Source organism: Variovorax sp. GW821-FHT09B01, assembly GCF_059418345.1.
On the sequence record NZ_JBWKPQ010000014.1, the window covers coordinates 43,490 to 63,017 of the forward strand.

Sequence of the window (19,528 nt, forward strand, 5' to 3'; positions counted from 1 at the left end):
GCGGTCAGGAGTCGGCGCGGCCGTCGTCGGCTGCGTCGAACGAGAAGTAGAGCGTATCCGACCAGTGGCCCAGGCCGAGCTCGCGGATCGGTGTCTCGACCACCTGCTGCGCGGGCGGCAGCAGGCGCTGCCAGAAACTTTTCGGGCGCGGCGCGAGCGCGGCGAGCGTGCGCTCGATCTCGGCATCGAGGTCGGCCAGGCCCTGGCGCAGCTTCTCGACCTCGCTGGCCACGGGCGCGTCGCCCATGCTCAGCACCTCGGCCGGCTCGAGCACGAACCACTCGTCGGGCCGCGTGTGTTCGGCCAGGAAGCGCAGTGCGTCCTCGCGCATCGGCGAGATCGCGGGATGGTCGATGCGCGCGAGGAAGGCGGCGACGCGCGCGATGCCCGGGCCGCAACGCCCGGCCAGCGCGAGCGGCTCGGGCTCGTCCCAGATCGCCGAGCGGCAGGGCCGGGTCTCGCACGACACCAGCAGGCGGAACACCAGCGGCACGTCGTACGCGTATTCGGAGATGCCGCGCAGCGCGGACGGGCGAGCGCCTGCGTCCGGCAGGGCGGCGCTGGCGTAGAGGTAGCTTCGATTGGCCATCGGCGTGTTCCTTGCCCGCGGCCGAACCGCGGGCGCTACTTCACGAACTGGTTGAGCTGGATGATCGGCAGCATCACGGCCAGCACGATCAGCATCACCACGCCACCCATCGCCACGATCAGCAGCGGCTCGAGGATGGTCGCCAGGTGCATGGCGCGGCGCTGCACTTCGGCGCCGAGCTGGTTGGAGGCGCGCTGCAGCATCAGCGGCAGCGTGCCGGTCTGTTCGCCGAGCCGCGCGAACATCGATACCAGGCCCGGAAAGCGCTTCTTCTGCGCCAGCGCCGAGGCCAGCGGCGCGCCCTCGCGCACCAGCACCAGCGCGTCGAGCGCGTCGGCGCGCATGGCGCGGTTGCTCAGGGTCTCGGCGGCGGCCTGCAGCGCGCGCAGGATCGGCACGCCGGCGGTGGCCAGCATGGCGAGCGTGCTCGCGAAGCGCGCCGCGTTGTAGCCGCGCGCGAGCTTGCCCACCAGCGGCAGCTTGAGCCAGGCGGCATCGAACTTGAGGCGGAAGGCCTCCTGCGCCAGCGCCAGCCGCGCGCCGACGGCGGACAGCAGCACGATGCCGAGCATCCACCAGCCGTAGTTGCGCACCGCGGCGCTGAGGCCCAGCATCACGGTGGTGAGGAAGGGCAGCGAGCGCTTTGTGCCCGCGAACACCTGGGCCACCTGCGGCACCACGTAGCTCACGAGGAAGATCACGATCACGATCGCCACCAGCGTGACGATGGCCGGATAGAGCGCCGCGCCGACCAGCTTCTGCTGCAGCGCCTGGCGTTCCTCGAGGTCGTCGGCCAGGCGGTCGAGCACCAGGCCGAGGTTGCCGCTCTGCTCGCCGGCGCCGATCACGGCGGTGTAGATCGGCGAGAACTCGCGCGAGTGCGCCGACAGCGCGCGCGCGAACGGCGAGCCGGCGTTGACCTCGGCGCGCAGCGAGGCCACGAGGTTGCGTTGCTGTTCCGATTCGGCCTCGTCGGTGAGCGCCGTGAGCGCGCGCTCGAGCGGCAGGCCCGAGGAGACCAGGCCCGCGAGCTGGCGCGTCCAGACCGCGAGGCCGGTGGAATTGAAGACCCGCTTGCCGCCGCCGAGCCAGCGCGAGAGGCCGCTGCGCTGGCCGGTGCCGTTGACGTGGTCGCTGCCGACCGGCTTGACCGACAGCGGGATCAGCGCCTGGGCGCGCAGCATGCTGCGCGCGCTGCGCGCGGTGTCGGCCTCCAGCACGCCTTCGCGCGACTGGCCGGCGGCATCGATGGCTTCGAAGGAATAGGCGGGCATGGCGGAACCGGTGCTGCGCTAGTCGCGCGTGACGCGCAGCAGCTCGGCGCGCGAGGTGATGCCGGCCTGCACCAGCCGCTCGCCGTCCTCGCGCATCAGGCGCAGGCCGCCGCGCGCGCCGGCCTTGAGCAGTTCGCTCTCGGCCGCCTTGCTGTGGATCAGGCCCTGGATGGTCTCGTCGGCCACCAGCAGCTCGAAGATGCCGGTGCGGCCCTGGTAGCCGGTCTGGCCGCAGGCCTCGCAGCCGGCGCCGCCGCAGCTGGTGCAGACCTTGCGCACCAGCCGCTGCGCGAGCACGCCCAGCAGCGAGGAGCTCAGCAGGAAGGGCTCGACGCCCATGTCGGTGAGACGCGTGACCGCGCTGACCGAGTCGTTGGTGTGCAGCGTGGCCAGCACCAGGTGGCCGGTGAGCGAGGCCTGGATCGCGATCTGCGCGGTCTCGAAGTCGCGGATTTCGCCGATCATGATCACGTCCGGGTCCTGCCGCAGGATGGCGCGCAGGGCCTTGGCGAAGGTGAGCTCGATCTTGGCGTTGATCTGGGTCTGGCCCACGCCCGGCAGCTCGTACTCGATCGGGTCTTCCACCGTCATGATGTTGCTGCGGCTCGCATCGAGCCGGGCCAGCGCGGCATACAGCGTGGTGGTCTTGCCCGAGCCGGTGGGGCCGGTCACGAGGATGATGCCGTGCGGCTGCGTGATCAGCTTCTCGAAGCGCTCCAGCGTGTCGCCCAGCATGCCCACCGATTCGAGCGTGAGCTTCGACTCGCTCTTGTCGAGCAGCCGCAGCACGGCGCGTTCGCCGTGCGCGCTCGGCAGGGTCGACACCCGCACGTCGACCGCGCGCGTGCCGATGCGCAGCGAGATGCGCCCGTCCTGCGGCAGCCGCTTCTCGGAGATGTCGAGGTCGGCCATGATCTTCAGGCGCGAGATCAGCGCGGCATGCAGCGCGCGGTTGGGCTGCACCACCTCGCGCAGCGTGCCGTCGATGCGAAAGCGCACCGACGACGTGCGCTCGTAGGGCTCGATGTGGATGTCGCTGGCGCCGTCGCGCGCGGCCTGCGTGAGCAGCGCGTTGAGCATGCGGATGATGGGCGCGTCGCCCGCGCTCTCCAAGAGGTCCTCGACCGCCGGCAGCTCCTGCATCATGCGCGAGAGGTCGGCATCGCTCTGCACCTCGCTGACCACCGCGGCGGCGCTCGATTCGCCCTGCGCGTAGGCGGCGCTGATGCGCTGCGCGAGCGGGCCGTCGGCCAGCACCTCGAAGGCCCGCACGCCGTACTTGCGCGCGACCTCGCCGACGGCGCTGCGCGCGGGGTGGCTCGACATCCACAGCGTGTAGCGGCCGTCGTCGGCCTCTTCGAGCAGCAGTTGCTGGCTGCGGGCGAAGGCGTAGGGCAGGGGATAGCGCATGGGGCGGGTCGGCGGGGCGTGGTCGGTGCGGGTTTCGAACGGGGCGGGCGTGCGGCCTTCGGGCCTCAGGGCATTTCGCGCTGCGTGGCCGGGTCGGCGGTGGGGGGCAGGGCGCCGCGCAACGGGCTGGCCGGCAGCTTGCGGTTGTCGGGCGCGGGGATCGGCGGCGGGATGAGCTGCGTGCCTTCCTCGCGCAGGCTGCCCGAGGGCGCGCGGGGCGCGCGCGTCAGCGGCGTGTCGGGCAGGATCGGCGCGGCATCGACCTTGTTGAGCATCGGGTTGCCGGTGTCGGGCTGGGCCTGGACCTGCAGCGCGCGGATCTGGTCGTAACGATCGAAGGCGAAGGCCTCGGTGGAGGCGGCATCGCGCATCACGACCGGGCGCAGGAACATCATCAGGTTGTTCTTCTCGCGCGAGCGGGTCTCGTTCTTGAACAGATTGCCCACGACCGGGATGTCGCCGGCCAGCGGCACCTTCTCGATCTTGTTGCCGTAGTTGTCGGACAGCAGGCCGCCCAGCATGACGAGGCCGCCGTCTTCCACCAGCACGCTCGATTCGAGCGAGCGCTTGTTGGTGGTGGGGCCGTTCGGGTCAGTCTGGCTGCCGGGCAGCACGGTCGAGATCTCCTGGAAGATCGTCATCTTCACCGTGCCGTTCTCGTTGATGGTCGGGCGCACGCGCAGCGTGAGGCCGACGTCCTTGCGTTCGACGGTGGTGAAGGGGTTGAGGCCGCCGGTGGTGGGGTTCGAGTAGGAGCCGGTCGGGAAGGGCACGTTCTGGCCGATCACGATCTTGGCTTCCTCGTTGTCCAGCGTCAGCAGGTTCGGCGTGGACAGCACGTTGGTGTCGTTGTCGCTGGCGAAGAAGTTGGCGATGGCGCCCAGCACGTAGTGGCCGCCGATCTTGCCGCCGATGCCGATGTTGAAGCCCTGCGGCAGCGAGATGCCCTGCGGGTTTCGCGTGGCGATCGCCGTCGTGAGCGCCAGCAGGTTGGTGCCGGTCAGGCTCGAGTTGGTGCCGAGCACCGCGTTGTTGCCGAGCGCGCTCTGCCATTGCACGCCGAACTGCGCGGCCTTGGTCGCGTTCACTTCGACGACCAGCGCCTCGATCATGACCTGGGCACGGCGGCCGTCGAGCTTGTCGATCACGGCGCGCATCTGGCGGTACTGCGGCTCGGGCGCGGTGATGATCAGCGAGTTGGTCGACGGGTCGGCCTGGATCTGGCCGCCGGTGGAGGGCTGGTTGGCGTTGTTCAGCGGCGCGCTCGCCTGCGGGGAACTGCCGCCCTGCGAGTTGCTGTTGCCGAAGTTGACCGGCATCGCCGCCGACAGGTTGGGTTGCGACTGCGCCGCGGCCGCGCCGGCGGCACCGCCGGCCGCGCCGGGCTGGCCCTGGTTGTTGGTCTGCGCCGCCGCCATGGCCGCGCGCAGCGTGGCCGCGAGCCGCACCGCGTCGGCGTTCTTCAGGTAGACCACGTAGATGTTGCCGGCCGCGCCATTGCTGCTGTCGATGGCGGGGCGGTCGAGCTTGTCGACCAGCGTGCGCACCAGCGCCGCGCGCGCCGGATTGGCCGCGCGCAGGATCAGCGCGTTGCTGCGCGGATCGGCCATCAGCGTGGTGCGGAACGAGGCATCGGTGCCGCCGCCGGCCGCGGCCGCGCCGGGCTGGCCGGTGGCGCCGCCGCCGTCGACCAGGCGCTGGATCAGCGGCACCATGTCGGTGGCGATCGAGTGCTTGAGCGGGATCACGTCGATGTCGGAGGCGTTGGGCACGTCGAGCGCCGCGATGATGCGCGAAAGGCGGCGCATGTTCTCGGCGTAGTCGGTGATCACGAGCGAGTTGTTGCCCGGGTTCACGTTGATGGTGTTGTTCGGCGGGATCAGCGGGCGCAGCACCGGCAGCAGGTTGTTCGGCGACTCGTAGTTGAGGCGGAAGATCTGCGTGATGATCTGGTTGCCCGCCACCGAGGCGGTGCCGCCCGTGGTGGTGGTGACGGTGCTGGTCTGCAGCTTGGCGTCGGCCTCGGGCACGATCTTGTAGAGGCCGTCGGCCTCGACCACCGCGAAGCCCTGCAGCCGCAGCGCGGAGGCGAACTGGTTGAAGGCGGCCGAGGGCGGGATCGCGCGGTCGGTCACGAGGTTCATCGTGCCCTTCACGCGCGGATCGACCACCACGTCGCGTCCCGTGACCACCGCCATGGTGCGCGCCACGGCCTCGATGTCGGCGTTGGCGAAGTTCAGCGTGATCGGCTCGCCGCGGCGCGGCGCTTCGCCCTGCGCGAAGGCGGGCACGAGCGCGAGCGGCGCGGCCTGCAGGAAGGTGGCGGCGATCAGCAGCCGGACCGCATGCGCGACCAGGCCACGGGAGGCGCGGGGGAAGGAGGACAGGGGCGTCGTCATGGTCAGGTCAACCCAGGGTGATGATCGAGCGCGCGTTGTCGCGCCGCCCGATGATGTTCAACAAGTTGGAGAGAGCGTCTTCGCTGCCCGGCGCGGCACTGGCCTCGCCGTTGAAGCGGAATGCGGTGCCGTTCCAGCTGCCGCTGCCGTTGAGCTCGAGGCTGCCCTGGCGCGTGCTCAGCAGCAGCGAGGGGCGGTTGCCACCCTCGAGCGCGAGGCGGTAGCTGCCCATCGGCCGCAGGGTCGAGAGGCTGGAGGAAACGTCGGTGGCGTCGAGCGTGGCCTGGCCCGCGATGCGCAGCACCGGGCCGTCGGTGCGCAGCGAGAAGGCGCGCGTCGAGAGGTCGAGCGTGCCTTCGAGCTTGAGCGTGTTCCAGGGCGCGCCGAGGCCGCTGAGCATGGTGGCGGGCCAGCGCGAGCGGCCGTCGCCCCAGTCGATCTGCACGCCGCCGGCGCGCGGGCCGGCGCGCAGCTCGAGCGGCTGGGCGGCGCAGCAGGGCAGGTCGAGCGAAGCCGACACGCCGCCCCAGCTCGGCCGCAGGCGCCAGTTGAGCGTGCCGGGCAGCGAGACGGCTTCGCCGCCGCCCGCGCCGCTCGCGAACACCACGGCCGCGGCGCCGTTCCAGACCGTGCCGCGCGGATTGACCAGCAGCAGGCGGCCGTCGCTCCAGCTCGAGAGGCCGGCCGCGAGCCAGCGCGCGGGCGAGAACAGCACCAGCGCGAGCAGCGCGCCGACGACGATGCCGAGCACCGCCCAGCGCCAGCCGCGGCGCGGCTTGGGGGAAGACAGCGGGGCGCGCGTCACCATGGCCGGGTGCACCGGTGGAGGGGGCGGCTCATCGCGCGGCCGGCAGCGTCATGACCAGGGTGCCCTCCCAGCGGATCTGCGGCGGCTCGGAGGCCTTGTCGCGCGCGGCGGCCTGCGCCGCGCCGGTGCCCAGGGTCGGTGGCGGGGTGGCGGCGACCGCGCGCGTGAGGTGCGCTTCGCGCGGCACCGCGTGGGCATTGCCGCGCGCCTGCGCGAGCCATTGCGCGAGCGCATCGGCGGCGGTGGGGCGCAGCGTGACGGTGGCGACGTCGCCGGAGCCGCCGCCACCGGTCATCAGCTGGCCGCTGGCGCCGATGCCCTGGCGCACCGAGGTCTCGAGCGCGCGCAGCGCGTCGTCGCGCGCCAGCCGCGGCTGCGACTGCAGCGCCTTGGCGCGGTTCTGCAGGGTGGCCATCTGCTGCAGCTGCGCGTCGAGCTTGGCATGCTCGGCCGGCGCGGCCCAGAGGGTGCGCAGCGCGGGCGCGAGCGCGATCCACCACAGCAGGGCCAGCGCCACCAGCGAGACGGCGGTGATCACCATGCGGCGCTCGCGCATCGCGAGGACGGCCCAGCGGGCCTTGAGTTCTTCGGTGAATTTCATCGGGTGGCCTCGGCCTGTACCAGCAGCAGATCGCCTTCGGTGCGCACGCCGTAGCCGCGCGGCGCCATCGCGGACGTGAGCTGCGAGACCTCGGAGGGCTGCAGCCCGAGGCCGCGCAGCCGCAACTGGCCGGCCACGTAGTCGATGGCGCTCGGCACGCGGCCCGGCGGCAGGTTGCCGGCGAGCGCGCCGAGCATGGGTTCGAAGTCGCCGCTGGCCACGTCGCCCACGGCGAGCTGCAGCGCGGCGACTTCGCGCTGCATCTGCAGCGGCGCGTCGACCACCAGCTTGACGGTGGGGAAGGTCTGCGTGAGCACGCCCTTGACGGCTTCGCGCTTGGCCTCGAGCGCGCTGCGCTCCTTCCAGGCCCAGGCGTTGAGGCCGATCAGCTGCGTGAGCACCAGCACCACCGCGCCCCAGCGCGCGGCGCGCCATTCGGGCGCGTAGCGCAGGGTCTGAACCACGGAGGCGAATTTCTTGCCGGCGCGCGCGCGGCCCGTGACCGCGAGGTCGAACTGCGCGAGCTCCCAGCGCGAGCGCGCGGCCTGGAGCCAGCGCTGCGGCGCCTGCACGATCGGCACGCGCTGCTCGAGCAGCCGCTCGGCCGCCGCGGCCACGGCCGGTTCGGCCGAGATCACGGCGGTGTCGGCCGGCAGGCCGGCCGAGAGCGCGAGGCCGGCGCCCGCGAGCGGCAGCGAGACCACGCCGTCGGCATCGCAGACGGTGAGCTGCGGGGCTTCGGGCTCGCCGGTGATCAGCAACTGCGGCGGGCCGTCGGCCGGCTGCGGCGCGAACTCGGGAACGATGCGGGTGACGCGCCGGCCGCTGGCCTCGAGCGCCTGCACCACCGAGCGCAGCCAGATGCGGTTGCAGGCCGCGACCCACACCGGATCGCCGGCGCGCGCCTCGGGTTCGAGCGCGAAGTGCAGCGCCTCGGGGTCGTCGAGCAGGTGTTCCTCGAGCAGGCCGTCGAGCACGGCGCGCAGCTTGGAGGCGCTGCCCATGCTGCCCTTGGGCAGCGTGACGCGGTGCCACGAGAGCGCGGTCGACGGCACGCCGAGCGTGACCTCGCTGCCCGAGGGCAGCAGCGCGAGCAGTGCGCGGCCATGGTCGCGCAGCACGATGCCGTCGTCGCCGGCCTGGGCCCAGTCGTACTCGCCCGCGGCGTCGGCCGGAGGCAGGGGAGCGATGAGCAGCAGCGGGGTCATGGGGGTGTGGGGAAAAGCCGGTGATTGTAGGTGGGCGTCTTACAAAGGCGCACTACGTTTTTCATAGCGTACCTGACAGATATGACGGGCGTTGGAAGGCTTTTATGCTCGGAAAAATGTAACGGGCCTCAGGGTTTGACCGAGGTGTAGGTGGCGCCGGTGCCACGCGTGCGCCAGATGGTCTTGACGGTGACGCCGTCGCGCTGCAGCAGCGAACGCTCGTCGACCCAGGTGCGGTCGATGCGCAGGCGGCCGTAGACCTCGAAGAATTGCGTGCCGACGCTGTGCTGCTCGGCGTTGAACAGGATGCCGTCGGGCAGGCCGGCATTGGCGGCCGCGATGTCCTTGAAATACGAGCGCGTGCGCCGCTCCACGAGCTGGCGGGCGTCGGCGATGGTGAGCCGCGGCAGGCTGGCGGCGAGGACTTCGGCGCTGGCCGTGTTGACGTTGATCGGCGTGCGGATCGGCAGCACCGTGACGTAGGGCTCGAGCGCCGCCGCGGTCGAGGGCGAGAGGCCGAGCCACACGAGCTGCGACACCTCCTGCGGCATCAGCGGCGCGCTGGCGCCGTCGTCGGCCGGCGCGCCGGCGGAGGCATCGGTGGTGGTGCCCAGCGTGCGCGCCAGCGAGGCGGTCATCGCATTGAGCTCCGCGCCCGGCAGGTTCAGCAGCCCGAACAGCTTGGTGAAGGCGGCGAGCGCCGCCGGCACCGGCTTGCCGGCATTCACCAGCGTCAGCACGTTGAGCTTGGACTGCGCATCGACGATGCGCCCCGAGAGGAAGGCATCGGGCAGGCCTTCGAGCTGGTCGCTCGAGACGTTCTTGTCGGCCGCCAGGAAGCTGGTGAGCCGCGCTTCCTCGAGCGGCACGGCCCAGGGCTCGGCCAGGTTGTCGGAGCCGCCGGCGCGGCCGTCCTCGCGCAGGATCAGGCGCGACCAGTCGAGCGCGCCGACCAGCACCCAGGCCGCCTGCACGCGCGCGCGCTCGGCCGATTCGACCTCGGACGCGCGCCACTGCTGCCACAGCGCGGCGGCGGCGAAGGTGGCGACCAGCGTCACGGTGAGCATGGCGGCCAGCAGCGCGGCGCCGGCCTGCCGATGGCGGTGGTGATGGCGTGGCGTCATGAGCGTTGCGATCCCACGGTGGGCCGCACCCAGTCGCGCGTGAGCGTGCCCGAGAGGCCGTCGCCCGGCGGCAGGGTGAGCACCAGCCGCACGCCGTCGGGCATGCTGACGATCGAGCCGATCGGGGCCTGCGGATTGGCTGGCGTGGCCTGCAGCTCGCCAGCAGGCACCCAGACGTCGTTGCGGAAGTAGTAGAGCTGCCAGTTCTGCACCGGGATCAGCACCGTGTCGCTGAAGCCGTTGGGGCCGCCGTAGCTGCCCTGCGCACCGCCGTTCTCCTGCGCCCACGAGGCGGCCTGGGTCCAGGCCTGCTGCCAGGCGCCGCGGGTGCTGAAGGGCGGCGATTGCCAGCGGCGCCAGCGCACGCCGTCGGGGCCGGCACGCAGCGTCCAGGCCACCACCAGCACGCTGGGGTTGGCGGCGTCGCCGCCGCTGCGCGTGAGGCGCAGCACGCGGCCGTCCCAGTCGATCGGGCGGGTCTGCGCGAGCGCGACCACCGCGTCGAGGTCGGCGCTCCATTGCGCCAGCGTGGTCTGCAGCGTGAGCACCGCGTCGGCGCGCAGCTGGTTCTGCGTGGTGGCGCGCGACATGCCGTCGAGCCCGCGCCAGCTGACCAGCGCGAGCAGCGCCATCACGGCGAGCGCGACCAGCAGCTCGATCAGCGTGAAGCCGCGCGCGGGCCGGGCGCGGAAAGGCGTGCGGTCCATCAGTAGCGCCCCACCACCGTCGACAGGCGCAGGATCGGCGCATCGACCGTGTCGCGCACCTGCACGTCGATGCGGTTGAAGTTGGGGTTCAGCGTGGGGGAGACAGTGGTCGTCACGTTGAAGCTCGTGCCGGCCTGGGCACAGATGGAGCCCGAGATGCCCACGCCCGGCATCTGGCGCGCGAGCCGGGCCTTGGCCAGTTCGTTCTCGGCGCACAGGTCGGCCAGCAGCAGGTCGGACTGGCGCTGCGCGTTGCGCGTGAGCGCCATCGTCGCCTCGGAGCCCGCGGCCAGCGCGAGCGCGACGATGCCGAGTGCGATCAGCACCTCGATCAGCGTGAAGCCGCGACGGCGCCGCGCGGCGGCCGCGGCGCGGGGGGCGCGCTGCCTCATGGATTGCTGACCGAGAAGGGACGCAGGCCGTCGGTCGCGATGCGCAGGGTGCGCGCGGGCGGGCCGTCGGAGGACAGCAGCACCTGCTGGGGCGCGATGATCGGATCGGGGCCGAGCAGCAGCGTCGCGACCGGAATGCCGTTGGCGAAGAAGGCCTGCGCCGTCATGCCCTGCGAGGCCCAGCCATTGGGCAGCGTGCCGGGCGGCAGGCCGTCGAACACGAAGCTGCCGCCCTCGACCAGGCGCCAGCGCACCGCGATGCCGCTGGCGCGCGACTGGGCGCGGGCCGATTCGAGCAGCGCGGCGAGGCGGTCGGCTTCGCGGTCGAGCCGGGCCTGGCCGCTGTCGCGCATCGCGAAGCTCACGCCGGCCGTCGCGATCGCGATGATCGCGATCACCACGATCAGTTCGATCAGCGTGAAGCCGGCAGCCTGGCGGCCGCCCCGGCTATTGCCAGCTGCCGATGTCGGCATTCTTGCCCTCGCCGCCGGCCTGGCCATCGGCGCCGAGCGAGAGCACGTCGATTTCGCCCTTGATGCCCGGGTTCATGTACTGGTAGGGATGACCCCAGGGGTCGTTCGGGAGCTTTTCGACGTAGGGCTTCCAGTTGGGCGCGGCCGGGCCGGTGGTCGGGCGCACCAGCAGCGCCTGCAGGCCCTGCTCGCCCGTGGGATAGCGCTGGTTGTCGAGGCGGTAGAGCTTGAGGGCCTGCATCAGGTTGTTGATGTCGGTCTTGGCCGCCGTCACACGGGCGTCATCGGCCCGTTCGATCACGTTCGGCACGATCAGCGCGGCCAGCACGCCGATGATGACGAGCACCACCATCAGCTCGATCAGCGTGAAGCCGCGCTGGGCGGAACGGGTGGCGGCGCGAAGGAGTTTGGTCATGGATTTCGGTGACATGGTTCGGAAAGCGCGCTGCATGATAATCCGCGGCCATGACAAGTCCCTATACCGCCGCGCGCTGGCATGCGCCCCTCGCAACCACAGGCCTGTGGGCGCTCGCGGCCGGCGCGGCCGTGTTCTGGGGGCTGCGGCTGGCTTCGCCGGTGCAGACCGTGGCGGCGGCCGCTGCCGCCGGACGGCCCGCCGCGGCCGCCGACACCGACGCGGTGGCGCGGATCTTCGGCGTGCTGCCGGCCTCGAGCAATGCGCCGGTGGCGCCCGAGGCGGCCAGCCGCTTCGCGCTCGCAGGCGTGGTGGCCGACCCCTCGAGCCAGGGCGCGGCGCTGATCGCCGTCGACGGCAAGCCGCCCCGGCCCTTCCGCGTGGGGGCGCGCGTCGGCGAAGGCTATGTGCTGCAGTCGGTCGGGCTGCGCTCGGCGACGCTGGGCACGCGGATGGACGCGCCGGCCGCCTTCACCTTGCAACTGCCGGTGAAGGCGCCGATCAACGTGAGCGTGCCGCCGCCGATCGGTACGGCGCCCGTGATGCAGGCGCCGGCGAATGTCGGGGGCCTGCCCGCGACCATGCCTGCGATGGCGCCCGCCGCCAGCGTGCTGCAGCCGGACGGGGGCGCGCCAATGCCGCAGCCCGGGCAGGGCGGGGCGACTGCGCAGTAGCCTTCGCGCCGTCGCGCGTTCGGCAGGAAGAAAAAAACCGGCATCGCGCCGGTTTTCTTTTTTGGAGGGGCGCCGCCGTGGCGCCTTAGGGCCTTCGGATCAGGCCTGGAGGAACAGGCGGTACGCGGGGTTCGCGGTTTCTTCCACGTAGGGATAGCCCAGCGTCTCGAGGAAGGCATCGAAGGCCTCGCCGTCGCCGGCGGGCACCTGCAGACCGACCAGGATGCGGCCGTAATCCGCACCCTGGTTGCGGTAGTGGAACAGGCTGATGTTCCAGTTCGGCCGCATCAGGCTCAGGAACTTGAGCAGCGCGCCGGGGCGCTCGGGGAAGATGAAGCGCAGCAGGCGCTCGTCGTGCGCGAGGCCGGTGCGTCCGCCCACCAGGTGGCGCAGATGCTCCTTGGCGAGCTCGTCGTGCGTGAGGTCGAGCGCGTCGAAGCCGTGCTCGCCGAAGGCCTTGGCGATGACCGCCGACTCGCCGCGCGTCGAGGTCGTGAGGCCGACGAAGACATGGGCCTGGGCCGCGTCGCTGATGCGGTAGTTGAACTCGGTCACGTTGCGCAATCCGCCGCCCGGCGAGGCCGCGTTCGTGTCGGCGTCGCCGATCGGCATCTGGCCGACCAGCTCGCACAGGCGCCGGAAGCTGCCGCGCTCCTCGGGGATCGTGACCGCGAACAGCGCTTCGCGCTCCTCGCCGACTTCCGCGCGTTCGGCCACGAAGCGCAGGCGGTCGAAGTTCATGTTCGCGCCGCTGAGGATCGCCGCGTAGGTCTCGCCATGCCGGCCATGCTGCGCGGCGTACTGCTTGATCGCCGCCACCGCCAGCGCGCCCGAGGGCTCGACGATGCTGCGCGTGTCGACGAACACGTCCTTGATCGCGGCGCAGACCGCGTCGGTGTCGACCAGAACGTAGTCGTCGACGAGGTCGCTCGCGACGCGGAAGGTTTCCTCGCCCACCAGCTTGACCGCGGTGCCGTCGGCGAACAGGCCCACGTCGGTGAGCGTCACGCGCTCGCGCGCCGCGACCGATCGCATCATCGCGTCGGAGTCGTTCATCTGCACGCCGATCACCTTGATCTCGGGACGCACGGCCTTGATGTAGTTGGCCACGCCCGAGATCAGGCCGCCGCCGCCGATCGCGACGAAGACCGCGTCGAGCCGGCCCTGGTGCTGCCGCAGGATCTCCATCGCGATCGTGCCCTGGCCCGCGATCACCTCGGGATCGTCGAAGGGATGGACGAAGGTCAGCTTCTGTTCGGCCTGCAGTTCGAGCGCGCGCGTGTAGGCATCGGAATAGCTGTCGCCATGCAGCACGACCTCGCCGCCGAAGCCGCGCACCGCATCGATCTTGAGCTTGGGCGTGGTCACCGGCATCACCACCACCGCACGCGCGCCGAGCTTGCGCGCGCCGAGCGCCACGCCTTGCGCATGGTTGCCCGCCGATGCGCAGATCACGCCGTTCGCGAGTTGCTCGGCGCTCAGGTGCGCCATCTTGTTGTACGCCCCGCGCAATTTGAAGCTGAAGACGGGCTGCTGATCCTCGCGCTTGAGCAGCACGGTGTTGCCCAGACGCTCGCTGAGTGCGCGCGCTTTTTCGAGGGCCGATTCGACCGCCACGTCGTACACGCGGGCGTTGAGAATTTTTCGGAGATAGTCAGCAGGTGTCAGTGCCGACGGAGGTGCATGGCGCACGATTGTTCCTGGGGAGAATTTTGTTAACAACGAATGATAAGAGGCATCGGGATTGCATACGGGAGACGACATGGACACAAATGTCATAACTCTCTTTCCCAACGCGCCTGCCGCCAATGATTCCGGTTTTTTTGGACGCACCTATCCCGCAGTCCAACCGGCCGCCGAAAAGTTCAAAGACGGACAGAATCTGTTATCAATTTCTGTCAGTGATCTTTCCGAAAAGTTGATGCGCGCCGAGGCGGCGCGCGTTCAACGTGGGGAGATCGGACGCCCCACCTGGCAGGTGATGGGCAACAGATTGCGCGCGCATGTCCTTCCATTGCTGGGGGACTTGCCCGCGCAGGCCTTCACCACGCGCGATGCGCAACGGCTCATCGATCGGCTCGGCGACGAGGGCTTCACGAGCACGACGATCGCGCAGTACCTCGTGCTGCTGCGCAAGGTCGTGATGCATGGCGTGCACATCGGCGTGCTGCGCGAAGCGCCGCTGTTTCCGAAGGTGAAGGTGCGCAGCCGGCCGCGCGGCAGCTTCAGCGTGGCCGAGTACCGCGCGCTGATCGCCGCGGCGCGCAGGCTGCGTGGACGGCCGCATCCCGTGCTCGATGCACTGGCGCCCGGCGAGCGCTTCTGGATCGCGCGCGAACTGCTGGTGATGCCCGACGAGATGCCGTGGCTGATCCGCTGGATGGTCAACACCTTCGTGCGGCCGAGCGACATCAAGCTCATGAAGCACAAGCACATCGAGGTCGTGCGCGCGAAGCATGTCTACTTGCGCATGAATCTGCCGGAGACGAAGCGCCACAGCCAGCCCATCGTGAGCCTGCAGCCCGCGGTGCGCGTCTACGAGCGCCTGGTCGAGCACCGTGCGCGGCACGGCTTCGATGGCGCGGACGACTATATCTTCCTGCCGCAGCTCAAGAACCGCGAGCACGCGCTCGCGGTGCTCAACTTCCTCTTTCACTGGGTGCTCGAGGTCGAAGGCATCGAGAAAGGGCCGCTGGGGCAGGACCGCACGCTCTATTGCCTGCGCCATACCGCCATCACGTTGCGTTTGCTCTATGGCCAGGGCATCGACATGCTGACCTTGGCGCGCAATGCGCGCACGAGCGTCAACATGGTCGAGCGCTTCTATGCGTCGGTGCTCAATGGGGAGATGAATGTGGGGCTGCTGCAAAGCAGGCGGGGGCGAACGGTGTGAGAGTGCTCTAGAAGCCTGGGCGGCAAGGCGTTCTTGCTTGAAGCCGCTCGTCTCCAATGCTTGAAGTAGGCGCCGAAAGAGGGGCGTCGGAAAGAGCGCCGAGAGAACACGCGGCACATACGACCAAAAAGCCGCCCGGTATGAACCGGGCGGCTTTGGAGCGGAAGGATTCGATCTGGCGAGAGCCAGCATCGGAATCGGCTTCTCTCAGATCAGCTTAGAACGCGTGGCGGATGCCGATGTCGTAGCCCGTGGCGCTCTTGGGTGCGTAGAGCTGGTTGGCGATCGTGCCGTAGCCAGGCGAGCCGCCGGTGGTGACGCCCATGATGCCGGCGTTGTTCTGGCCGTTCTTGATGCTGATGCGCGACAGCGTGGCGTACAGAGCCGTACGCTTCGACAGGTTGTGCACGTAGCCCACAGCGAACTGGCTGGCGCGAGCGCTGCCGTCGTTGTAGAAGTTGAACGGAACCAGCGCGTCATCGGGCTTGTACTTGACTTGCGAGTACGAGGCGCGGATCAGGCCAGGGCCGACGGGAACCGTCGCACCGATCAGGGTGCCGGTGTACTTGTCCGACAGGCCTTGGGTGTAGATGAACGGCACGCCCATCAGCGTGAGCGACTGGTTGCGATTGAACGAGTCCTTCACCTGCGACAGTTCACCGAACAGCTTGACGGGGCCGAAGTCGTACGAAACGCCCAGGTTGAAGGTCTTGAGACGATCCTTGCCGGTAGTGGTCAGATCGGTCAGGCTGTCCTTGGTGTCGACGCCGTAGGCGGCGGCGACGTCCAGGGGACCGTTGGCGTAGCCGAAGCGACCACCGACGTAGCGACCCTTCTTGCTCGGGCTGCCATCGAGTTCATTGGACTTCGGGTTTTCATGCAGCGCGTACTGGATCTGGCCGTAGAAGCCGCCGAGGTTCGGGGGCAGGAAATAGCCGATCGAGTTGCTGGCGCGGACGTAGTTGTCGTTGTCTGCTGCGTTGTTCGAGGTGACGCCGTGCGCCTTGGTCAGACCGGCGCTCACGCGGTTGATCATGTTGGTGCCGACGCCGTTCGTGCCGAAGGGGTCGAACACGGTGTCGTTCCAGAACGTGGCGGTGTAGTCGCGGCCCAGACGGACTTCACCAAAGCCACCCGACAGGCTCACGGTGGAGCGGCGTGCGAAAGATGCAATGCCGGTCTTGCCGTCGTCATTGGAGATCGGAGCCTCGAGCCAGAAGCTGGCCGCCAGGCCGCCACCGAGGTCTTCCGTGCCACGGAAGCCGATGCGACTGGAGTTGTAGCCCGAGTTCGACAGCGCGGTCTGGCTGCGCTTCAGCGAGCCGGGGACGAGCGGGATAGCGAAGGGGTCGACGGCGTACAGATTGCTCTTCGTCGAATAGTTGCTGACTGCGGCATCGACCACACCGAACAACGTGACGGAAGACTGGGCCGAGGCAACACCGGCAACAGCCAGGGCAGCCAGAGCAGCTGCCCTTCGAGGCGGTTGGCTAGAGTGGCCCGCGCCTCGGATGACTAGAGTGGGGGGAGCCGCCAAGAAAAAAGCCCCAAGCCTTGCGGCTCGGGGCTAAATCCACCAATTGGAAGGGTGGAGGAGACAACTTGCACGCACCGGGGTGCGCAATGAAATAAAGTATATCGGTTGTTTGTTGCGATGCAACAAGCGAGTGATGCTTTTCCCACACAGATAACGATGTCGGGTGTGATTTTTGCCAGACATCCGGAACCGGAGTTCAGAAAAAGATGGAATGCACTGTAAGTTGGACCGGCAATGCGGGTGCGCGCTCGTCCATGGGATTCGTGGCCGAGACGGGCAGCGGCCACGTCCTGATGATGGACGGTGCGCCCGACGCGGCGAAACCCGAGAACGGCGGCCAGAACCTGGCGGCGCGCCCCATGGAAACGGTGCTGGCCGGCACCGGCGGCTGCACGGCCTACGACGTGGTGCTGATCCTCAAGCGCGGCCGCCACCAGGTCGAGCGCTGCAGCGTCAAGCTGACCAGCGAGCGGGCCGAAAAGGATCCCAAGGTGTTCACCAAGATCCACATGCACTTCACGGTGGCCGGCAAGGGAATTCCGGCCTCCGCGGTGGAGCGAGCGATTGCTCTCAGCCACGAGACCTACTGCTCCGCCAGCATCATGCTGGCCAAGACCGCCGAGATCACGACCAGCTTCGACCTGATCGAAGCCTGATCCTTTCCGGGGTCAGATCCGGTGCGCCACGGTCGTCATCACCCGTGAGGCGACGCGCATCAGGGCCTTGGCGGGCGGCGGCAGCTCCGCGGCACCCGCCGCCACGGCATTCTCGGCATGTCGGGCCTCGTCGGCCTTCATCTGTTCGACCACGGCGCGCGAGGCGCTGTCCGCTGCCGGCAGCCGGTCCAGGTGACTGTCGAGGTGTGCTTCGACCTGGCGCTCGGTTTCCGCCACGAAGCCCAGGCTCAGCGGGTCGCCGAGCCGTCCGGCGACCAGTCCCAGGCCGAAGGCACCCGCGTACCAGAGCGGATTGAGTACCGAAGGCCGCGCGCCGAGCGCGTCCAGGCGCTCGCGCGTCCAGGCCAGGTGGTCCGTTTCCTCGTGTGCCGCCTCGAGCAACTGCGCGCGCAGCACGGGATCGCGCGCCACGGCGGCCTGCGCCGTATAGAGCGCTTGCGCGCAGACTTCCCCGACATGGTTGACGCGCATCAGCGCACCGGCTTCCCGTCGCTCCACATCGCTCAATTCCCCCGGCGCCTGGCTCGAGACGGGGGTGGCGCGGGTGGCATGCGGACGGGCAAAGAGCGTCCGAAGCGCGGAATCGGCGGCGGTCAGCAGGGGGTCGAGCGAAGTCGTCATGAAGGGATTGGAACGCAACTTGCCAAAGCACCGATCCCGGCAAGTTTGTTTCATATCGTGAGATCAAAAGACCCTAAGCCCTCTGTTGCATCACTGCAACGAAACGCGGCGGGGGTAGGAGATTTCGGCTGAATTGTTTTGCCCTGTCGCAGCGGCTCTGGTGCAATAGCGACAACTTCCCAAAAGGAGGTTGGCCCGGGGTCCGGTGGGAGCACAGAAGTGCCAGTCACGGTGAGCCCTTCGCGCCGGAGCCCTATGTTTAACCTTGGAGAAACTTGCAATGAAAAAATCTCTAGTTGCTCTGGCTGCCCTGGCTGTTGCCGGTGTTGCCTCGGCTCAATCGTCCGTGACGCTGTTCGGCGTGGTTGACGCTGCAGTCAGCGGCTATTCGACCAAGAGCAATCTGATCGTCGCCAACCCGTTCGCGATCCCCCCGTTCGGCGTTCCCGGCTCGCTGAAGCGCAGCCAGACCGCCCTGTCGAACTCGGGCTACAACTCCAGCCGCATCGGCTTCCGTGGTACGGAAGACCTCGGTGGTGGCCTGGCAGCCAGCTTCTGGCTCGAAGCCCCGATCACGAACGACGACGGCAAGGGTGGTATCTCCAACTTCGCTCGCCGCTCGACCGTGAGCCTGTCGGGTGGTTTCGGTGAAATTCGTCTGGGTCGTGACTACACCGCCACGTTCTGGAACGACACCGTGTTCGACCCCTTCGGCACCAACGGCGTGGGCTCCAGCGCGATCTTCCGTACCAACGTGAACCTGGCTTCGGTCCACGGTGGCGCACCGAACGGTGCAGCCGGCTCGGACAGCTATGTCCGTACCAGCAACGCGATCGCCTACTTCCTGCCCCCGAACCTGGGCGGTTTCTACGGTCAGTTCCAGTACGCTCTGCATGAGAACGTCAAGTCGGACGAAGTCCTGAACAGCCCGAGCAAGCGCGGTCGTTACGTCGGCGGCCGCTTCGGCTACGCCAACGGTCCCCTGGACGTCGCTGCTGCCTACGGCATCGACACCAAGGACGGCGCTCCTCTGCCTGGCCTGGCTTCGGGCTACTCGAAGGACCAGCTGAAGACCTTCAACCTGGGCGCTTCGTACGACTTCGGTCCGGTCAAGCTGTTCGGCGAAATCTCGCAAGTCAAGGATGCGTATGACCGCAACCAGTCGCTGACGCTGCTGGGCCTGCCGTTCATCTACACCCAAGGCCTGTCGGACAAGTACAACGGCGTTCTGCTCGGCGCGACGGTCCCCGTCGGTCCTGGCCTGATCCGCGCTTCGTACTCGCAAGTCAAGTTCAAGCCTGACAGCGCTCTGGTTCCGCTGAACTTCTACAACGACGGCAGCGCTCGCGCCAGCCAGTTCGCTGTGGGCTACGTGCACAACCTGTCGAAGCGTACGGCTCTGTACGCTACGCTGTCGCGCATCAGCATCAAGAACGGTCAGAACAACAGCATCATGGGCATCACCACCGGTGGCTCGCCTGGCTACGGCACGATCGCTGGCCAAACGTACGCTCCGAAGAGCGCTACCGGCTACGACTTCGGTATCCGTCACGCTTTCTAATTTGACGCTGGCGCAAGCCAGCTTCGAATCGAAAGATCAAGAAGCCGCTCGACGCAAGTCGAGCGGCTTTTTTTCATGGGCTTTCCATCGGCATCGGGCCCGTCGAGTTACCCTCGCGCCGCTCTCGAAAGAGCACACGCACCAAGCGCGTGCACCCCGGGGGAA

19 protein-coding genes are annotated in these 19,528 nt (G+C 69.0%); 4 read left to right on the plus strand and 15 right to left on the minus strand.

All coding sequences use genetic code 11. From position 1 onward, the window contains the following. Positions 1-4: 4 nt before the first annotated feature. From AC07RV_RS29900 to gspG, 12 genes are all read right to left on the minus strand, one after another. A complete protein-coding gene (locus AC07RV_RS29900) occupies positions 5-589 on the minus strand; it encodes a DUF7822 domain-containing protein (protein ID WP_296780669.1) in 585 nt (194 codons plus the stop codon). A gap of 35 nt (positions 590-624) precedes the next feature. Further along, positions 625-1,863, minus strand: a complete 1,239-nt coding sequence (gspF, locus tag AC07RV_RS29905; RefSeq protein ID WP_093355440.1) for a type II secretion system inner membrane protein GspF — start codon at positions 1,861-1,863, stop codon at positions 625-627. A gap of 18 nt (positions 1,864-1,881) precedes the next feature. Further along, positions 1,882-3,273: a GspE/PulE family protein gene (locus AC07RV_RS29910; RefSeq protein WP_208512537.1), complete on the minus strand. Its 1,392-nt coding sequence runs from the start codon at positions 3,271-3,273 to the stop codon at positions 1,882-1,884. 65 nt (positions 3,274-3,338) lie between these two features. After that, entirely contained in the window at positions 3,339-5,672 is a 2,334-nt protein-coding gene (gspD, locus tag AC07RV_RS29915; protein WP_296780675.1) for a type II secretion system secretin GspD, read from the minus strand. A 7-nt stretch (positions 5,673-5,679) separates the two neighbouring features. Then, the gene (gene gspN / locus AC07RV_RS29920) at positions 5,680-6,480 is read right to left on the minus strand and encodes a type II secretion system protein N (RefSeq protein WP_296780679.1); all 801 of its coding nucleotides are present in this window, start codon (positions 6,478-6,480) and stop codon (positions 5,680-5,682) included. Between the two features lie 28 nt (positions 6,481-6,508). Next, a complete protein-coding gene (locus AC07RV_RS29925; protein WP_296780681.1) occupies positions 6,509-7,081 on the minus strand; it encodes a type II secretion system protein M in 573 nt (190 codons plus the stop codon). Beyond that, positions 7,078-8,289, minus strand: coding sequence for a type II secretion system protein GspL (gspL, locus tag AC07RV_RS29930; protein ID WP_296780684.1), 1,212 nt, complete (start codon positions 8,287-8,289; stop codon positions 7,078-7,080). The genes AC07RV_RS29925 and gspL overlap by 4 nt, the downstream gene beginning before the upstream one ends. Positions 8,290-8,417: 128 nt before the next feature. After that, on the minus strand, positions 8,418-9,413 hold the full coding sequence (gspK, locus tag AC07RV_RS29935) for a type II secretion system minor pseudopilin GspK (protein ID WP_296780686.1): 996 nt from the start codon (positions 9,411-9,413) through the stop codon (positions 8,418-8,420). Further along, complete coding sequence (locus tag AC07RV_RS29940) at positions 9,410-10,120, minus strand: PulJ/GspJ family protein (RefSeq protein WP_093355455.1); 711 nt, start codon at positions 10,118-10,120, stop codon at positions 9,410-9,412. Before AC07RV_RS29940 ends, gspK begins: the two co-directional genes overlap by 4 nt. Next, positions 10,120-10,512, minus strand: a complete 393-nt coding sequence (gene gspI / locus AC07RV_RS29945; RefSeq protein ID WP_093355458.1) for a type II secretion system minor pseudopilin GspI — start codon at positions 10,510-10,512, stop codon at positions 10,120-10,122. The genes AC07RV_RS29940 and gspI overlap by 1 nt, the downstream gene beginning before the upstream one ends. Then, positions 10,509-10,985 carry a prepilin-type N-terminal cleavage/methylation domain-containing protein gene (locus AC07RV_RS29950; protein ID WP_093355460.1) on the minus strand — a complete coding sequence of 159 codons (477 nt, stop codon included), beginning with the start codon at positions 10,983-10,985 and terminating at the stop codon, positions 10,509-10,511. The genes gspI and AC07RV_RS29950 overlap by 4 nt, the downstream gene beginning before the upstream one ends. Then, on the minus strand, positions 10,960-11,400 hold the full coding sequence (gene gspG / locus AC07RV_RS29955) for a type II secretion system major pseudopilin GspG (RefSeq protein WP_093355462.1): 441 nt from the start codon (positions 11,398-11,400) through the stop codon (positions 10,960-10,962). The genes AC07RV_RS29950 and gspG overlap by 26 nt, the downstream gene beginning before the upstream one ends. Positions 11,401-11,450: 50 nt before the next feature. On the opposite strand from gspG, the gene AC07RV_RS29960 reads away from it, so the two are divergent. Then, entirely contained in the window at positions 11,451-12,074 is a 624-nt protein-coding gene (locus tag AC07RV_RS29960; RefSeq protein ID WP_296780694.1) for a type II secretion system protein N, read from the plus strand. A 99-nt stretch (positions 12,075-12,173) separates the two neighbouring features. Here the strand turns inward: AC07RV_RS29960 and ilvA are convergent, their stop codons facing one another. After that, a complete protein-coding gene (gene ilvA / locus AC07RV_RS29965; RefSeq protein WP_296780697.1) occupies positions 12,174-13,766 on the minus strand; it encodes a threonine ammonia-lyase, biosynthetic in 1,593 nt (530 codons plus the stop codon). Between the two features lie 70 nt (positions 13,767-13,836). Here ilvA and AC07RV_RS29970 point away from each other — a divergent pair, with 70 nt between their 5' ends. Further along, positions 13,837-14,967, plus strand: coding sequence for a site-specific integrase (locus AC07RV_RS29970; RefSeq protein WP_296780719.1), 1,131 nt, complete (start codon positions 13,837-13,839; stop codon positions 14,965-14,967). A 217-nt stretch (positions 14,968-15,184) separates the two neighbouring features. On the opposite strand, the gene AC07RV_RS29975 is transcribed toward AC07RV_RS29970, so the two are convergent. After that, the gene (locus AC07RV_RS29975) at positions 15,185-16,480 is read right to left on the minus strand and encodes a porin (RefSeq protein ID WP_492714790.1); all 1,296 of its coding nucleotides are present in this window, start codon (positions 16,478-16,480) and stop codon (positions 15,185-15,187) included. A 230-nt stretch (positions 16,481-16,710) separates the two neighbouring features. Between AC07RV_RS29975 and AC07RV_RS29980 the strand changes: the two genes are divergently transcribed. Continuing rightward, positions 16,711-17,160, plus strand: a complete 450-nt coding sequence (locus tag AC07RV_RS29980) for an OsmC family protein (RefSeq protein ID WP_057594099.1) — start codon at positions 16,711-16,713, stop codon at positions 17,158-17,160. Between the two features lie 12 nt (positions 17,161-17,172). Here AC07RV_RS29980 and coq7 read toward each other — a convergent pair whose 3' ends face one another. Next, positions 17,173-17,802 (minus strand): 2-polyprenyl-3-methyl-6-methoxy-1,4-benzoquinone monooxygenase, encoded by a 630-nt coding sequence (gene coq7, locus AC07RV_RS29985; RefSeq protein ID WP_093355475.1) that lies wholly within the window; start codon positions 17,800-17,802, stop codon positions 17,173-17,175. A 280-nt stretch (positions 17,803-18,082) separates the two neighbouring features. On the opposite strand from coq7, the gene AC07RV_RS29990 reads away from it, so the two are divergent. Then, a complete protein-coding gene (locus AC07RV_RS29990) occupies positions 18,083-19,363 on the plus strand; it encodes a porin (protein WP_296780701.1) in 1,281 nt (426 codons plus the stop codon). The last annotated feature ends 165 nt before the right edge of the window (positions 19,364-19,528 follow it).

Bases quoted from the DNA above. Each gene is read 5' to 3' on its own strand.
- AC07RV_RS29900 (WP_296780669.1), bottom strand. From the start codon at position 589: ATGGCCAATCGAAGCTACCTCTACGCCAGCGCCGCCCTGCCGGACGCA.
- gspF (WP_093355440.1), bottom strand. From the start codon at position 1,863: ATGCCCGCCTATTCCTTCGAAGCCATCGATGCCGCCGGCCAGTCGCGC.
- AC07RV_RS29910 (WP_208512537.1), bottom strand. From the start codon at position 3,273: ATGCGCTATCCCCTGCCCTACGCCTTCGCCCGCAGCCAGCAACTGCTG.
- gspD (WP_296780675.1), bottom strand. From the start codon at position 5,672: ATGACGACGCCCCTGTCCTCCTTCCCCCGCGCCTCCCGTGGCCTGGTC.
- gspN (WP_296780679.1), bottom strand. From the start codon at position 6,480: ATGGTGACGCGCGCCCCGCTGTCTTCCCCCAAGCCGCGCCGCGGCTGG.
- AC07RV_RS29925 (WP_296780681.1), bottom strand. From the start codon at position 7,081: ATGAAATTCACCGAAGAACTCAAGGCCCGCTGGGCCGTCCTCGCGATG.
- gspL (WP_296780684.1), bottom strand. From the start codon at position 8,289: ATGACCCCGCTGCTGCTCATCGCTCCCCTGCCTCCGGCCGACGCCGCG.
- gspK (WP_296780686.1), bottom strand. From the start codon at position 9,413: ATGACGCCACGCCATCACCACCGCCATCGGCAGGCCGGCGCCGCGCTG.
- AC07RV_RS29940 (WP_093355455.1), bottom strand. From the start codon at position 10,120: ATGGACCGCACGCCTTTCCGCGCCCGGCCCGCGCGCGGCTTCACGCTG.
- gspI (WP_093355458.1), bottom strand. From the start codon at position 10,512: ATGAGGCAGCGCGCCCCCCGCGCCGCGGCCGCCGCGCGGCGCCGTCGC.
- AC07RV_RS29950 (WP_093355460.1), bottom strand. From the start codon at position 10,985: ATGCCGACATCGGCAGCTGGCAATAGCCGGGGCGGCCGCCAGGCTGCC.
- gspG (WP_093355462.1), bottom strand. From the start codon at position 11,400: ATGACCAAACTCCTTCGCGCCGCCACCCGTTCCGCCCAGCGCGGCTTC.
- AC07RV_RS29960 (WP_296780694.1), top strand. From the start codon at position 11,451: ATGACAAGTCCCTATACCGCCGCGCGCTGGCATGCGCCCCTCGCAACC.
- AC07RV_RS29970 (WP_296780719.1), top strand. From the start codon at position 13,837: ATGGACACAAATGTCATAACTCTCTTTCCCAACGCGCCTGCCGCCAAT.
- AC07RV_RS29980 (WP_057594099.1), top strand. From the start codon at position 16,711: ATGGAATGCACTGTAAGTTGGACCGGCAATGCGGGTGCGCGCTCGTCC.
- coq7 (WP_093355475.1), bottom strand. From the start codon at position 17,802: ATGACGACTTCGCTCGACCCCCTGCTGACCGCCGCCGATTCCGCGCTT.
- AC07RV_RS29990 (WP_296780701.1), top strand. From the start codon at position 18,083: ATGAAAAAATCTCTAGTTGCTCTGGCTGCCCTGGCTGTTGCCGGTGTT.